The following is a 14,992-nucleotide window of genomic DNA, read 5'->3' on the forward strand; positions in this document are numbered from 1 at the left end:
TGTGACGCCATCTGGAGCGCCAAGTGCCTGTGCTGGATGTCGGACGTCTTTATCGTTGCAGATGTGTTGCTAACCCGACGGGTTCACGCCTGACCCTTCGATCAGAATGGCGCGGAAATCGTTGACGTTGGTCAGCGTCGGGCCGGTGACGACGGCATCCCCCAGGGTCGCGAAGAAACTGTGTCCGTCGTTATCGGCGAGGCTGGCCTTCGGATTGAGGCCCTGGTGCCAGGCGCGCGCGAGAGTGTCCGGGGCAAGGTAGGCGCCCGCAGTCTCCTCCAGGCCATCGACGCCGTCGGTATCGCCGGCCAATGCGTGAATTCCCGGATGTCCGTCGAGGGCGACGCCAAGCGCGAGAAGGAACTCGACATTGCGTCCACCCCGACCCTTGCCGCGCACAGTGACCGTCGTCTCGCCCCCGGAGAGCAGGACGCAGGGCGCGTCGAACGGCTGATTGCGCCGGGCCACTTGCAGGGCGATGCCAGCCAGCACCTTGCCAACGTCACGCGCCTCGCCTTCGATACTGTCACCTAGAATATGGACGGCGAGGCCGGCATCACGGGCAAGCGCCGCGGCGGCCTCCAGGGCCATTTGCGGGGTGGCGATCAGTCGTATCTCAGCCGAGGCGATCCTCGGGTCTTCGGGCTTGACCGATTCACCGCGACCGGACGACAGGATTTCCATCGCCACGTCTGGCAGGCGCATGCCGTATCGCCCAACGATCGCAAGCGCGTCCGCACAGGTCGTCGGATCGGCCACGGTGGGGCCGGAAGCGATATTCATCGGATCATCGCCGGGGACATCGGAGATCATCAGCGTGATCAGCCGGGCCGGATGACACAGGACGGCGAGCCTTCCGCCCTTGATCGCGGACAGATGCCTGCGCACGCAGTTCATTTCGCCGATCCCGGCGCCGGATGCGAGCAGCGCGCGATTGACGGCTTGCATGCCTTCGAGCCCGAGGCCTGCCTGGGGTGCGACCAAGAGCGAGGAGCCGCCGGAGATCAGGCAGATAACCAGGTCGTCTTCGCTAAGGTTCTGGACAATCTTCGCGATCCGATCCGTGGCGATCATGCCGGCCGCGTCGGGGACTGGATGCGCCGCCTCGACGATCTCGACGCGTCGGCATGGGACCGCGTAGCCGTAGCGCGTGACGACCAAGCCTGAAAGGGGGCCGGGCCAGTGCGCTTCCAGCACGCGCGCCATCTCCGCAGACGCCTTGCCTGCGCCGATCACGATGCAACGGCCGCGTGGCGACTCGGGGATGAGTTGCGGCAGGCAGCGCGCCGGCTGTGCCGCAGCGATGGCGGCATCGAACATATTTCGCAGCAGGTCCTTCGGGTGCATGATCGGGCGATGTCCTTTCGCCAACTTCGCACGCTCAGACGACGACATTGCTGGGCGTGCCGCGCATGAAGTTCTCGATGTTGTCGATCAGTTGATCGGCGAGCGTCCGCATCGCTTCGTCGCTCGCCCAGGCAACGTGTGGCGTTAAGATGAAATTCGGCAGGCTGAGGAGGCCAAGAAGGGGATTGTCCGCCGCGGGCGGCTCTTGGGTCAGCACGTCGAACGCGGCGCCGCCGATCAGGCCGTCCCGAAGCGCCGCTGCGAGGTCCGCTTCGTCAACGAGGCCTCCGCGCGCCGTGTTGATCAGCAGCGGGCGCTGCCGCATCGCCTGGAATTCGGGCATCGCGATCATATTGCGGGACACCGAAGACAGCGGCGTATGCAAGGTAAGGATGTCGCTCGTCGCCAGTACCTCGTCCCACGGCGTGTAGAGCGAGCCCTGTCCGGTGCGCCCCTTGTGTGCGGCGAATACTGGCCGCATGCCGAGCGCCCGCGCGATTTCGGCGACCCGCTGTCCGAGGACGCCCTCGCCGATGATCCCGAGCGTGCTGCCGTGCAGATCGCGGATGGGATAATCGAAAAAGCAGAACTGGCCGCTTTGCTGCCAACGGCCGCGACGCACCGCGTCGTGATAGGCGAGGATGTTGCGACGAAGCGCGAAGATCAGCGCGAATGTATGCTCCGGCACCGAATTGACAGCGTAGCCGCGGATGTTCGATACGGTGATGCCGTGCCCGCGACAATACGCAGTGTCAACGATATCTGTGCCAGTTGCCGCGACGGCGATCAATCGGATCGAGGGAACCTGTTCCAGTATCGCGGCGCGCAGGGGCACCTTGTTGGTGACGACGATCTGGGGGTCTTGGGTCAGTCGGGCAAGGACGTGCTCGGGCGGCGTGCGGTCGAATTCAACCCATTCGTGCTCCATGCGGGGACGCCGCAGATCAATCTGCGGTGCGATCGCATCCCGATCGAGGAAGACAATGCGTGTGCTCATCGACCCTCCGCAGCTCCCGACGAAAGCATCAGTCGATCCCAGACCTTAGCGGCTCGACAGCGGAAAAAGCATGGCAAAAGCGAAGGGTAGCGCTCCTACGCGTGAGCTGTGATCCAACGGAACGGAACGAGCGGCGGCAAGGCCGATCCCATCGGCTGGGGTTAGTACGACAGCAGAACGGGCACGGTCGCTTGAGTCAGAATTCGCCCGGCGACACTCTTTTTAGCCGCTGCGCGGCTCTGCTGCTGGCCGGGCGCCCCCATGATCAGAAGGTCGCCACCAACATCGACGAGGTAGGAGAGCAGGCGTTCGGCCGGATGGATTGTGGACGGATCGAAAGTCAACCGGTCTTCCCGGGCGCGCACACCATGTTCGATCAGATGACGGACAATGCCGTCCGGTGGGGAATGCTCGACGTCGTCTCGCATCGTTGCCACTGGCGTCAGCGCCAAAACGGTTACCTGATCGGCGACCGCCAAGAGCGGCAGCGCGTCGTGCACCGCGCGGGTCGCTTCGCGGCTGCCATTCCATGCGATGACCGCGTGCCGGCCGAACGCGGCGAAATGTCCAGCGAAGGGGACGACCAGCACCGGCCGACCCGCGTGAAGGACGGTATCATCGATCAGCGTCGGGGGAACGCTGCCGTCGGCGCTCGAAGGATCGATCTGGCCGAGCACGACCAAGTCCGCCTCGCGGGATCTCATGACCACCGCCCGGCTCACCTGCACGTCCGACGAGCCGATATCGGATTGCCACTCGAGGTCAATACCCGACGCCGCGGCGTGAACGCGAAAGGCAGCTTCGGCCTTTCCGGCCGCGCGTTCGACGAACACGTAGCGGTCGCGCGAGGCGGCGCTCGGAACATCGGGATCACATACGGCGTAAAGGGCGGCGAGGCGCGCGCCAAAGCGTTTGGCCAACGCAATCGCGACGTCCGCCCGTATCCCGGAGGCTTCGCTCTTGTCCAGATGCACCAAGAGGTAGCGAAGCGTCATTGTCCTCGTGCTCCCGATCCGTGCCTGCCCCGCAAAACCTGATACACCTTTCACCGCAGCTTCGGAACGGGAAAACAGCCAGAACCTGGGTACTTGCGCTGAAGCGATAAGCTTTGCCCGCTGTGTCCTCGGCGTTCTGCGACTGACGGGCGCGGCCAGCCTGGCGAATGGCCCCGCCAGGGACATCTCATCGGGGACGGTTTAATTAGCGCAGCGTTTGTTCCGCGCGCCGTTGAAACGCTCCGACCATCGACTGCGCTGCCGACGGCAGCAGCGCGTCGATCGCCTTTTGCAGCAACTTCGATCGCATCTGCCAGTCCAACATCACCGAAGCCCGACAGCCGGTATCTTCGTCGGTAAAATCCCAGCGGATGAGAAACGAGCGGAACATCGTATCGCGTGAGGTTATGTCGATCCGCTCCGGGCGAATGAGCTCCGTGCGCGTGTGAAATCGCTCACGCACGGGACCCAGTCCAATTTCCTGATGCGTATAATAGACATTTCCGTCGCGGCGGAAGACTCGCGCCTGGCGCCATAGACTCAAAAACTCGGGATAGCGCTCGACGTCGGCCACGAGGTCGAATACTCGCTCTGCCGGCGCCAGGATCGAGCGACTGTCACGATGCGTGGTCAAGGGTTCTCTCTCCCTGCGCTGCCTCGGCTCGACGTATGAACGCCGTCGGCTGCTCTGCCGGTTGATTTGGTGGGGCTATTCGGCTGCTTTGCCGATCTTTGAAGCGGTCACCGGATTCGAACCCGGGCGCCAGCGCAACACCGGATTGCGCGCCGCACGCGTCTCGTCGAGCCGGCGGCGGGGCGCCATTCTCGGCGCTTCGTGAAAATACGTGCAATGACCTGCTTTCGCCCGTTGCGCGAGACCGCGCAGCGTTCGGACAAACTGGTCAAGCGACGCTTTGCTCTCCGTCTCCGTCGGTTCGATGAGCATCGCTCCGTGTACGACCAGGGGAAAATAGACGGTCATCGGATGAATCCCCTCATCGATCAGCGCCTTGGCGAAATCCAGGGTCGTCACGCCGGTATCCTTGAGGAAGCGGTCGTCGAACACGGCCTCATGCATGCAAGATCCGGGAAAGGGCGCCGAGAGGTCGTCCCGCAGTTCGGCCAGAATGTAATTGGCGTTGAGCACAGCGTCTGCAGAGGCTTGCCGCAGACCGTCCCCGCCCATGCTCATCATGTACGCGAGTGCTCGGACGAACATGCCGAACTGCCCGTGAAACCCCTTGATCCGCCCGATCGGCTTGCCGTCGGAATGCATCTCGTGTTCGACGAGAGAAAAACCGCCGTCATCCTCGACGACATAGGCGACCGGGGCGAAGCGGGCAAGTTCCTTCGACAGCACCACTGGGCCGGAGCCGGGGCCGCCGCCGCCGTGTGGTGTCGAGAACGTCTTGTGCAGGTTGATGTGCATGCCGTCGATGCCAAGGTCGCCCGGCCTGACCCGCCCGACGATGGCGTTGAAATTCGCGCCGTCGCAATAGAAGAAGGCGCCGTGGGCGTGTACCGCGTCGGCGATGTGCTGCATGTCGGTCTCGAACAGGCCGCAGGTGTTGGGATTGGTCACCATGATCGCGGCGACGTCCGGCCCCAGCTTGGTGCGCAGCGCCGCGAGGTCGACGCGTCCGCGCGCATCAGCCGGAATCGCTTCGACGACATAGCCGCAGGCGGCGGCCGTTGCCGGGTTTGTTCCATGCGCGGATTCCGGCACGAGAACCCGCTTTCGCGGGTCCCCCCTGCTTTCCAGAGCCGCGCGGATCGTCATCAGACCGACCAACTCGCCATGGGCACCCGCTCCCGGCGACATCGCCACGGCCGGAAGACCGGTGAGGGTTTTCAGCCAGTGGGCAAGCTCGTGGATCAGCGCCAGCGCTCCCTGCACCGTCGAGACCGGCTGCAACGGATGAAGATCACCCAGGCCCGGCAGGCGCACCACGCTCTCGTTCAGTCTCGGGTTGTGCTTCATGGTGCACGAGCCCAGCGGAAACAACCCGGAGTCAATCGAGTAATTCATCTGGCTGAGACGTAGATAGTGGCGAACTGCCTCGGGCTCGCTGAGGCCCGGCAAACCGATCGGCCCGCGCCGCCGGGCGCTGCCGAGGCGATCACTCCCCTTCGGGGGATTTGCCGGTGGCAGGTCGACGGCTGTCTTGACGGGGGAGCCCTGCTCGAAGATCAGCGGCTCTTCAATCTGCAGTCCTCGGTTGCCACTGATCGTGCCCATCGGTTCGGCCATATCACAGTGACTCCCTCAACGCCGCGACGAATGCGTCCATATCGCCGTCGCTGTTCGTTTCCGTCGTGGCAACGAGGACGAGCCGATCCACTTCCGGCCAAGCCGGCAGCAGGCGGGAGACGGGAACGCCACCGAGCACGCCTTTTCCCGCCATGCGTTCGACCACGTCTGCGGCTGCCGTCGGTAATTGCAAGGTGACTTCATTGAAGAATGTCTCGTTGAGGAGGCTGACGCCTGGAACCTCTGCGAGACGCTCGACCAGCGCACAGGCGCGCCCATGGTTTAATTCGGCGAGACGCGTGAAGCCTGCTTCCCCCAGCAAGGTCGCATGGATGGTGAAGGCCAGCGCGCATAACCCGGAATTCGTGCAGATGTTACTGGTCGCCTTCTCGCGGCGGATATGCTGTTCGCGCGTTGACAAGGTCAGCACGTAGCCTCGCCGACCGTCGGCGTCGACCGTCTCGCCGACCAGACGGCCCGGCATCTGGCGGACGAAGCGCGCGCGCGCCGCGAGAAGGCCGACCGTAGGACCGCCGAACGAGGGCGCGTTGCCGAGCGACTGGCCTTCGCCGGCAACGATGTCGGCCGCCATTTCGCCGGGCGATAGCAGAGCGCCGAGGGAAACGACCTCATTGACGACGATGACAAGCAAGGCACCTTGACCATGGCAGGCTTGCGCCAGATCGGAGTAGTCGCGAACGCGCCCGAAAACGTCCGGATTCTGCACCACGACACACGCGGTATCGCCGTCGATGCGATCGGCCGGGTCCTCGTCCCCCGCCCAGGACGGCGGCAGGGAGACGCTATGGAAGCCGAGAAACCGGCAATACGTTTCCGCCGTCGCGCGGTAGTGCGGGTGCAATCCGCCGGACAGCACGACGCGTTTGCGTTTCGTGATCCGGCCCGACATGAGGACTGCTTCGGCGCACGCCGTGGCCCCGTCGTAGAGCGACGCATTGGCAACGTCCATCCCGGTGATCAGCGCCACCTGAGTTTGAAATTCAAACAGGTACTGGAGCGTTCCCTGGGCGATCTCCGGCTGATAGGGCGTGTAGGCGGTCAAAAATTCGCCGCGCTGAATGAGATGATCGACCGCTGCCGGAATGTGATGGCGATAGGTGCCGGCGCCGAGAAAGCATGGCGCGGCCGACGGGCTGAGATTGCGTGCGGCGAACGCGCGAAACGTCCGTTCGACCGACATCTCGTCTTGATGAGGCGGCAGATCGATCGGGCCTTGCAGGCGTGCCGTTGGCGGTACGTCGCCGAACAGATCCTCGATCGATCCGACGCCGATTGCCGCCAACATCGCATTACGATCGTCGTCAGTCAGCGGCAGATAGCGCATTAATCAAGGCTCCTGAGAAACGCTTCGTAAGCGGCCTGATCCATCAGTCCGTCCAACTCGGAGGGATCGGAAAGGCGGACCTTGAAGAACCAGCCGGCCCCTTGCGGGTCGCCGTTGACTTGGCCGGGCTCGTCGGCGAGGGAATCATTAATCGCTATGACCGTTCCGGAAACCGGGGCGTAAACCTCGCTGGCGGCTTTGACGGATTCGACCACCGCCGCCTGAACACCGCGAGCAATCTCGGTGTCGATCGCCGGCAGCTCGACGAAGACAACGTCGCCGAGTTGACCTTGCGCAAAGTCGGTAATGCCAATGGTGCCGACGCCGTCCTCGACGCGTACCCATTCGTGTTCGCGAGTGAAGCGGACCGGGAGCATGAGCTTTCGATCTCCGTGCCTAGCGTTGTGATTGTCGCGCTGCTCGTACTGACGCTATTTGACGTACCGCTGTTCGATGAAGGGCATGAGAACGACCTCTCCTTGCAGGGGTTTATCACGAACGACGAGTTGGACCGACGTTCCCACGTCTGCCACTGCGGGCGTAACGTATCCCATAGCGATCGGCCCGCCGACCGAGGGCGCGTAACCGCCGCTCGTAACCACACCGATATCTCGTCCGTCGCCGTCGAGGATGCGGCTGCCGCGGCGGGCCGGCACTTTGCCCGCAAGCCTGATGCCGACGCGCTTGCGTGGCGCGCCGTCGAACAGTTGGCGCAGAATGATTTCGTCCCCGGGAAATCCCCCTTCCTCGCGACGACGACGGCTGATTGCCCAATTCAATCCGGCTTCCACCGGCGTCGTCGTCTCGTCGATATCATTGCCCCACAGGCAAAGGCCCGCTTCCAGACGCAGGGTATCGCGCGCGCCCAGACCGGCGGGCATGACCTCCGGTTCTGCGAGCAGCATGCGGGCAAGCGCTTCCGCCTCGCTCGCCGCGCAGGAAATCTCGAAACCGTCTTCCCCCGTATACCCCGTGCGCGAGACAATGCACCGGATGTCTCCGATCTTCAGCGCCTCGCTGGTCATGAACAGCATCACCTTGCTCGCCGGAGCGAGGCGGCTGAGAACGCTGGCTGCCGCCGGTCCTTGCAGCGCCAGCAGCGCCATGTCATTGAGCAGATGAATGTCGAAGCCCGGCAGCCGATCGCGCAGGTGCGCGAAATCGACGGCCTTGCGCGCGGCATTGACCACCAGCATCAAGTAATAACCGCCCTGGGTGATCATCAGATCGTCGATGATCCCGCCGGCCGCGTTGGTAAACAGGGTATAACGAACCTTGCCGACGGGCAGGCCCTTGACATCGGCGACGACGAGACTCTCGAGTGCGTCGGCGGCTTCGCCATCGATTCGCATCTGGCCCATGTGTGAGACGTCGAACAGCACGGCCTTTTCGCGCGCATGCAGGTGCTCGCTGAGGATACCCTTGAACTGTACCGGCATCTCATAGCCGGCGAAGGGCACCATTTTGGCGCCAAGTTCGCAGTGCAGATCGTAGAGAGGGGTGCGCTTCAGCGGTGCGTCGGCCTGCTCGCCCATCTGGCCCTCCCTGGCTGTTTCGCTCGCGGGAAAAACGCTGCTGTTATACTGGCTTGGAGCGATCGGTCAATTGCGTCGCGGTTTCAGCAGTAGGGGGGCGCTCGGTTCTCAGCGCCCGCGAAGGCCAGGCCATGCACCAAAGCCGCCCATGGCCTGGCCTTCGCCGTCAAGACAAGGCGTGCGGGCATCACTCTCAAATGGCCCTTTTCTAAGGGCAAAGAAAGACAGCCTCGCGCTTCAGTCTGCGTCGCTCGGCGCGTTCTGGTTGTAGTTGAGTTCGGCCTGGGTGAGTTGGAAGCTGACGAGAATCTGGTATTCGTATTCCGCGCCCTTGTATGGCAGCGGGACGTCGACAACGATGGGTGGAGCGTCGTCCGGCAGAACCATGCGCGAACGATTGCCCACAAACGCCGTCGTTATATCGAACGCTTGCTTATTGAGAATGACGCCATCACGGACGACGCCGACGAAATAGCTGAATGCGACTTGACCATCCGGATTCGCCGCCCCACGGCTGAGGATGAACACCGGAGCCAACTGCACCGCGACCTGCCGCTGGTCGTCCTTGAGTTTTGAATAGGTGCAGGTCGCGACGACGTCCCCGATCTGGGCATGGAAGACGATATCGAGAATGTCGCGCCCTTCTCCCGGCTGGAACCGGGTCAGGCTTTCCCCGTCCGAAAGCACGGCGACGCGCGGGCAGACGTCCATCTCCTTCGACGAGCAAGCCGCGAGAAGCAGCAAGAGCCCACCGGTGGCAACATGCGTGACCCAGGGTTGCCGCGTTGTAGGCGCTCCAACCCGCCCGCGACACGCCGTCGCGGCACCCTTATTCACAGCGTACCATGGGTGCCGTCACACATCGGCGGCTGATGGGTACGTTTGCAGCCGCACAGCCACACCGTCTCGGTTGCTTCGGCGGTGAAAATGACCGGTGCAAACGCCGATCCCTTGTGCGTGCCGTCACAGAACGGCTGTGTGGCGCTGCGCCCGCAGGCACACCACGCATACTTTTTGCCTGCTTCGACCGCCACCGGAAAGGGTGACTTCTGGGCAATGACGGCTTCGGTCATGAGGGCGCAATTCCTTTTGCCAGCGACGGTCCGATCGGCGCGGCGTGAGACTATCGTCGCGGCAGCACCCGTGACAAGATGCCGTCATGGCCGTCTATACCGAAATCGCCGACGAAGAAGTCCAGTCCTTCGCCGAGGAGTACGACATTGGTCGCGTTATCGCCTGCAAAGGCATCGCCGAGGGAATTGAAAACTCAAATTTTCTGCTGGTCACCGAGCAGGGACCGTTCATCCTGACGCTCTATGAGCGGCGGGTGAAGGAGAGCGACCTGCCGTTTTTTCTCGCATTGATGGAATACCTGGCCGCGCGGGCAATCCCGTGCCCGACGCCGGTGAAAGGACGGGATGGCCAGGCGCTGCGCCGACTCGCGGGTCGATGTGCCGCGATCGTCACCTTCCTGCGCGGAATGTGGCCGCGCCGGCCGACCGTCGCGCACTGCCAGGCGCTGGGGGACGCGCTCGCGCGAATGCATCTCGCGGGGGCGGACTTTCCAATGTTTCGCGCGAACGATCTGTCGGTCGCCGGCTGGCGGCCGCTTTACAACGCATCGGCTCAACGGGAAGGCGCGGTGGCGCCCGATCTCGCCGCGGAGTTGACGAGCGAACTCGAGCTTTTGGAGCGGCGCTGGCCAACCGCGCTGCCGCACGGCGTCATCCATGCCGATCTATTTCCGGACAACGTGTTCTTCGAAGCGGAGCGGCTCTCCGGGTTGATCGACTTCTACTTTGCCTGCACGGATTTTCTCGTCTATGACGTCGCCATATGCATTAACGCGTGGTGTTTCGAGGCGGACGGCAGCTTTAATGTCACCAAGGCCCGCAGGCTTATTGGTGGCTATCAAGCCGTCCGGCCGCTCGTGGCCGAGGAATTAACGGCGCTACCGCTGCTATGTCGAGGGGCGGCAATGCGATTTCTTTTGACCCGGCTTTTCGACTGGTTGAACACGCCGAAAAACGCGCTGGTCACGCCCAAGAATCCCATGGAATACCTGCGACGGCTGCGCTTTCACCGTAGCGCCCGCGGGCTCGCCGCCTATGGCCTGGATGCTTTCGATGCCTGCTGACGACGCTAACACCGACCAGATTGATCTTTTCACGGATGGCGCCTGCCTCGGCAATCCCGGTCCCGGAGGCTGGGGCGTGATCCTGCGCTGGCGCGATCACGAGAAGGAGCTGTCCGGAAGCGAGGCGTTTACCACCAACAACCGGATGGAAATGACGGCGGCGATCGAGGCGCTGGCGTCATTGAAGCGGCCGAGTGTCGTGCGTTTATTCACCGATTCGACCTATCTGCGCGACGGGATTACGCGCTGGATGGCCAATTGGAAGCGAAACGGCTGGCGCACGGCCGATAAGAAGCCGGTGAAGAACACCGACCTATGGCAGAGGCTGGACGCGGCGAGCGCCCCGCATCGGATCGACTGGCAGTGGGTACGCGGCCACGCCGGACACGTCGAAAACGAGCGGGCGGACGCCCTCGCGCGCGCGGCCGCACGCACGGTCACCGCTCGGCACGGCATAGGTCCGTCGACGACATAGATTTTTCTGCCGCATCCCCGCCATTTGTGCGGGTCCTGACGGACTGACGGACCGTTGTGTGTGTGTGGCCGTCGCATCGCTGGGCAGCTAACCAGCCAACATCAGCGTATCGGTTCAACGGCGATTCGTCCAAGCACACGTGGTAAGCGCGAGCCGGTCGGGGCGGCGCGAGCGGGCGATCGTCACCGCTTTCGGCAGGCTGCCGCAAAAGCGCCACGAAGGCAAAATCCGTTACGGAATTGTCAGTATTCCGACGATGGCCTATTTGATACATTATTTTATCTGGGGGAGGCGTTACTCCGCGTTTTCTAATTTGCGGGGAGTGCATGAGGAATTTCGATTGGACTGAATCAATGGCTGTGGGGGTGCCAGCTCTGGATGCCGACCACCGCTGTCTTATTCGCATCATCAGTCTGCTGAAGGATGCCGAGGGCGAAGAAGCGGAGCGAATTGTTCAGGTCGTCCTCGATACGCTCGTCGTCTATTGTCGCTATCACTTCGCCCGCGAAGAGACAGGGCTGGGCGCTCGCAACGCTCCGACGTTCGGCGGCCAACGATCCGAACGCGAGGGCTTCGCGCGCGTGATCGCCCAGCTGCGAAAGTGCGTAGGCGACGAGACGCAACCGGCCAACGGCGCCGACAAATCCGCCATCGCCCAAGACCTTCTTGACGATCTGACGGCGTGGCTCCGCCATCACATCTTCGTCCAGGACATGGCGTATCGGCCCTACGCGCCCCGTGCAGACGCCATCGTTTTCGGCCCGCCGCTTCCCTCCAGCAAGCCTACGCTCAGTTCATGATCCGTCATCGCGAACGCGCCCACCCACCGGGTCGCGCCCGCACCGAAGCGTCGCGACCCGGTGGGTGGGGAATCAGCGAACGGCGACGATCAATCGGAAGACGGATCGAGAATCTAGATCGCGGCGAGAAGGCTCTCAGCGCTCGTCTTCTCAAAGGCGCCTGCCGGATCGATGTTGAGGACAGTGACAACCCCGTCGTCGACGACCATGGAAAACCGCTGATTGCGCAGGCCCAGGCCCTTTCCGGTCAGATCGAGTTCGAGTCCGGCAGCCTTGGTAAAGGCGGCGTCGCCATCAGCCACCATCATAACTTTATCGCCGCACGCCTGATCCTTCCCCCACGCGTTCATGACAAACACGTCGTTTACCGAGGTGCAGATGATTTCGTCGATCCCTTTCGCCTTCAGCGCTGCGGCCTGTTCGACGAAGCCTGGCAGGTGCTTTGCCGAGCAGGTCGGCGTGAATGCGCCGGGGACGCCGAACAGTGCCACCTTTTTTCCCTTGAACAGATCATCGGTGGTAATCGGCTCGGGACCGTTGGTGCCCCAACGCATGAGTTTGACCGAAGGAATCTTGTCGCCGACTTGGAGCGTCATTGCCGTCCCCCTTTTCCCTTATCTATCTGTCGCGAAACGGGCGCATCATACGCCTCGCCGCGAGTGACATAAGGCCGGGCCCGGCGAATTGCAAAGACCATCGCGCTCCGCTCACCGGGCATGGGTCGCCGCGCGGATGGCGACATGCCGGGCAGCCTTGACATCGCCGGCGTCAACGTTGTGCGATGCCCCCTTCGGCGCGCGCCAGAGCCTCTTCGACGGCGCTGTCGCTCAGCAATTCTGGGAGCGCCAGTCCCTCGGGCGCCGCGGGACCGTAGACGGCGTCGAACGGGATGCCGTAGCGGCCAAACCCAGCGAGATAGCGGGCGATGCGATCGTCCGGCGCGGTCCAGTCCGCCTGCATTGCCACGACCCGTCCAAGGGCGAGGCTGGCGCGCACCGGATCGCGTGAAAGCACCAGCCGCTCGTTAAGCTTGCAGGTCAGGCACCAATCCGCGGTGACGTTAACGAAGACAATCCGGCCCTCGGCGACGAGACCGGGGATGCGCTCAGGCTCGAACGGCACCCAGTTCACCGCCGGTGCGGGTGCGCCAGCCACCGGTCGCGATCCAGCCGCATCGCTGCCGATCGGCACCCGTGCCGGCACGGCAAACGCCGCTGCTGCGAGCACGGCGGCACCGGCCAGGCGAAAAGGACGCAGACGATGCGCATGATGGCGGCTCGCGCCCAGTAGCGGCAGGACAGCGACGGCAATCCCACCGACCGCAAGGGCTGCCGGCCAGCCAATCCGACCGGAAAGAAGGACGATCAGCCAGACGGCCGTGCCCGCCAGTGCGACGGCAAGGACGCGGCGAAGCCGGGCCATCCATCGTCCTGGGCGCGGCAACCGCGTCGCAAGACCCGGGAACGCGGCGATCGTGAGGTAGGGAAGGGCCAGTCCGGTGGCGATTGCGGTAAACACGACGAAAATTTCGCGCGTCCCGCCGGCGAGCGCAAACCCGATCGCCGTTCCTAGAAATGGTGCGGAGCAGGGGGTGGCGAGCAGCGTCGCCAGCGCCCCGGTGAGAAAATGACCGGCCATGCCCCGGATCCGGCCAGCGCGACCATCTGCCGCGGCCACCGCGCGCGGCAACGGCACTTCGAATACGCCCCACAGATTCCCGGCGAAGGCGGTGACGATCAGAACCATCGCCGTAAGGAACCACGGCTGCTGGAATTGCAGACCCCAGCCGATTGCCGCGCCGGATGCCTTAAGGGCTGCCAGTGCTACCGCCAGCACCATGAAGGAGAAAAGAATGCCACACGCGGAGGCGACGAAGCCGGCGCGGACGGTCCGCCTTTCGTCTCCACCATACCCGACGATCGACAGCAGCTTGATCGACAACACCGGCAACACGCATGGCATCAGGTTGAGCACGAGGCCGCCGAGAATTCCGAGCGCCAGCATAAGCGCCAAGGTGGACGGCCCGGCGTCACCCGGCGACAGGTGGCGGGCGGCAAGGTCTTTCTCGCCGGGCGGGCTCGTTGACCGGCTGCCTTCGACCGCAATGGTCTGCGTCGTCTCGATCGCACGCGCGCCGTCGACGATCGTGACCGTCACCGCAAGCCCGACCAGCAACGGGTCCGATTGTTGGGCGGCGTTGATCGGCAAGCGGAACGTCGTCGCGCCATTGGCGCCGTGTGAAACCATGGGTGCGTCCAGGGAAAGCGGCGATGCCGCTTCGATAAACACATCGGGCTGTTCGAGCGGCGGATCGGCGTGAACGTCGACGGCGAGGACAGACGGAGCGGCGGCGCTGTCGATGCTGACCCGATCGATCGTGAAGGTCGGACCGGGAGGGCCCGGGACCGCGGCGCGCGCCCGGGCGAGATCGTGGGCAAACATCGATGGTGCCGGCGTTCCAGCCGGCAGGTCGAGCGCGAGATCGGCGGTATACGGAACGCAAATATCGGAACACGTCAGGTAGTCGATCCGTGCCCGCAGGTGAAGCGGCTCGCCCGGTTTCGCTAGGTGCGCCGTGACTGGCAGGATGACGGCCCCCGAATAGCCGACGGTCTGAAGGTCGAGCACACTGAATCGCTGCGGTGCCGGCCACTCGATCTCGGCGGACGCGAGGTTTTCCGATGCCGACCAATCCGCCCGCGGCGGAAATCCGGCATCGCCGGGTGATCGCCAGTAGATATGCCATCCCGGAAGCATGCGGAATTGCAGACCGAGGAGCACTATGTCGTCGCGACCGACGGCGTTCTGCGACGAGATCAGGCGGACGCCCCCGTGATCGGTTTGCGCCCACTCAGAGGCCGGCTCCACTGAACCTGCGGCATTGGCGGTGCGCGGCGCAGCAAGCAGAACGGACAAAGCCAGCGCAAGCGGCACGGCGATAGTCAGCCAACGCAGCATGCGCATCACCAAGCCATCTCCTTATGGCAATCACAAAAAATCACCCTTGACCGAGAGATGATTTGGACACGATCCGGTTCAAGGCGCAAGCGCACGTGCTGCCCCGCGGAGGTAGGATCAAGGGGAGCGGGTAATCCATTCCTCGCGAAACG

General features: G+C 63.7%; 15 protein-coding genes. 3 read left to right on the plus strand and 12 right to left on the minus strand.

Annotated features, from left to right (window positions below; all coding sequences use genetic code 11):
* Positions 1 to 69 precede the first annotated feature (69 nt).
* The 10 genes from IPK66_01950 to IPK66_01995 all read right to left on the minus strand — a co-directional run bounded on the left by IPK66_01950 (position 70) and on the right by IPK66_01995 (position 9,543).
* Positions 70 to 1,347 carry a glycerate kinase gene (locus IPK66_01950; protein ID MBK8174096.1) on the minus strand — a complete coding sequence of 426 codons (1,278 nt, stop codon included), beginning with the start codon at positions 1,345 to 1,347 and terminating at the stop codon, positions 70 to 72.
* A 34-nt stretch (positions 1,348 to 1,381) separates the two neighbouring features.
* Positions 1,382 to 2,344, minus strand: a complete 963-nt coding sequence (locus IPK66_01955; GenBank protein ID MBK8174097.1) for a D-2-hydroxyacid dehydrogenase — start codon at positions 2,342 to 2,344, stop codon at positions 1,382 to 1,384.
* Between the two features lie 161 nt (positions 2,345 to 2,505).
* Complete coding sequence (locus IPK66_01960; protein ID MBK8174098.1) at positions 2,506 to 3,339, minus strand: universal stress protein; 834 nt, start codon at positions 3,337 to 3,339, stop codon at positions 2,506 to 2,508.
* A 205-nt stretch (positions 3,340 to 3,544) separates the two neighbouring features.
* Complete coding sequence (locus IPK66_01965; protein ID MBK8174099.1) at positions 3,545 to 3,973, minus strand: type II toxin-antitoxin system RatA family toxin; 429 nt, start codon at positions 3,971 to 3,973, stop codon at positions 3,545 to 3,547.
* A gap of 75 nt (positions 3,974 to 4,048) precedes the next feature.
* Positions 4,049 to 5,590 carry an aminomethyl-transferring glycine dehydrogenase subunit GcvPB gene (gcvPB, locus tag IPK66_01970; GenBank protein ID MBK8174100.1) on the minus strand — a complete coding sequence of 514 codons (1,542 nt, stop codon included), beginning with the start codon at positions 5,588 to 5,590 and terminating at the stop codon, positions 4,049 to 4,051.
* A gap of 1 nt (position 5,591) precedes the next feature.
* Positions 5,592 to 6,935 carry an aminomethyl-transferring glycine dehydrogenase subunit GcvPA gene (gcvPA, locus tag IPK66_01975; protein MBK8174101.1) on the minus strand — a complete coding sequence of 448 codons (1,344 nt, stop codon included), beginning with the start codon at positions 6,933 to 6,935 and terminating at the stop codon, positions 5,592 to 5,594.
* A complete protein-coding gene (gcvH, locus tag IPK66_01980; protein ID MBK8174102.1) occupies positions 6,935 to 7,312 on the minus strand; it encodes a glycine cleavage system protein GcvH in 378 nt (125 codons plus the stop codon). The genes gcvPA and gcvH overlap by 1 nt, the downstream gene beginning before the upstream one ends.
* Before the next feature lie 54 nt (positions 7,313 to 7,366).
* On the minus strand, positions 7,367 to 8,470 hold the full coding sequence (gcvT, locus tag IPK66_01985; GenBank protein MBK8174103.1) for a glycine cleavage system aminomethyltransferase GcvT: 1,104 nt from the start codon (positions 8,468 to 8,470) through the stop codon (positions 7,367 to 7,369).
* Between the two features lie 237 nt (positions 8,471 to 8,707).
* Complete coding sequence (locus IPK66_01990; GenBank protein ID MBK8174104.1) at positions 8,708 to 9,214, minus strand: hypothetical protein; 507 nt, start codon at positions 9,212 to 9,214, stop codon at positions 8,708 to 8,710.
* Between the two features lie 89 nt (positions 9,215 to 9,303).
* On the minus strand, positions 9,304 to 9,543 hold the full coding sequence (locus tag IPK66_01995) for a CDGSH iron-sulfur domain-containing protein (protein ID MBK8174105.1): 240 nt from the start codon (positions 9,541 to 9,543) through the stop codon (positions 9,304 to 9,306).
* Between the two features lie 86 nt (positions 9,544 to 9,629).
* Here IPK66_01995 and IPK66_02000 point away from each other — a divergent pair, with 86 nt between their 5' ends.
* From IPK66_02000 to IPK66_02010, 3 genes are all read left to right on the plus strand, one after another.
* A complete protein-coding gene (locus tag IPK66_02000; GenBank protein MBK8174106.1) occupies positions 9,630 to 10,607 on the plus strand; it encodes a homoserine kinase in 978 nt (325 codons plus the stop codon).
* The gene (gene rnhA / locus IPK66_02005) at positions 10,597 to 11,082 is read left to right on the plus strand and encodes a ribonuclease HI (GenBank protein MBK8174107.1); all 486 of its coding nucleotides are present in this window, start codon (positions 10,597 to 10,599) and stop codon (positions 11,080 to 11,082) included. The genes IPK66_02000 and rnhA overlap by 11 nt, the downstream gene beginning before the upstream one ends.
* A 353-nt stretch (positions 11,083 to 11,435) precedes the next feature.
* Positions 11,436 to 11,882, plus strand: a complete 447-nt coding sequence (locus tag IPK66_02010) for a hemerythrin family protein (protein ID MBK8174108.1) — start codon at positions 11,436 to 11,438, stop codon at positions 11,880 to 11,882.
* Positions 11,883 to 11,995: 113 nt separating this feature from the next.
* On the opposite strand, the gene IPK66_02015 is transcribed toward IPK66_02010, so the two are convergent.
* Both IPK66_02015 and IPK66_02020 read right to left on the minus strand, forming a co-directional pair.
* Positions 11,996 to 12,478 carry a peroxiredoxin gene (locus IPK66_02015; protein ID MBK8174109.1) on the minus strand — a complete coding sequence of 161 codons (483 nt, stop codon included), beginning with the start codon at positions 12,476 to 12,478 and terminating at the stop codon, positions 11,996 to 11,998.
* Between the two features lie 172 nt (positions 12,479 to 12,650).
* The gene (locus IPK66_02020; GenBank protein ID MBK8174110.1) at positions 12,651 to 14,840 is read right to left on the minus strand and encodes a thioredoxin family protein; all 2,190 of its coding nucleotides are present in this window, start codon (positions 14,838 to 14,840) and stop codon (positions 12,651 to 12,653) included.
* Positions 14,841 to 14,992 lie beyond the last annotated feature (152 nt).

It is taken from the genome of Rhodospirillales bacterium, from assembly GCA_016712595.1.
Lineage (GTDB): Bacteria > Pseudomonadota > Alphaproteobacteria > Rhodospirillales > Defluviicoccaceae > Defluviicoccus.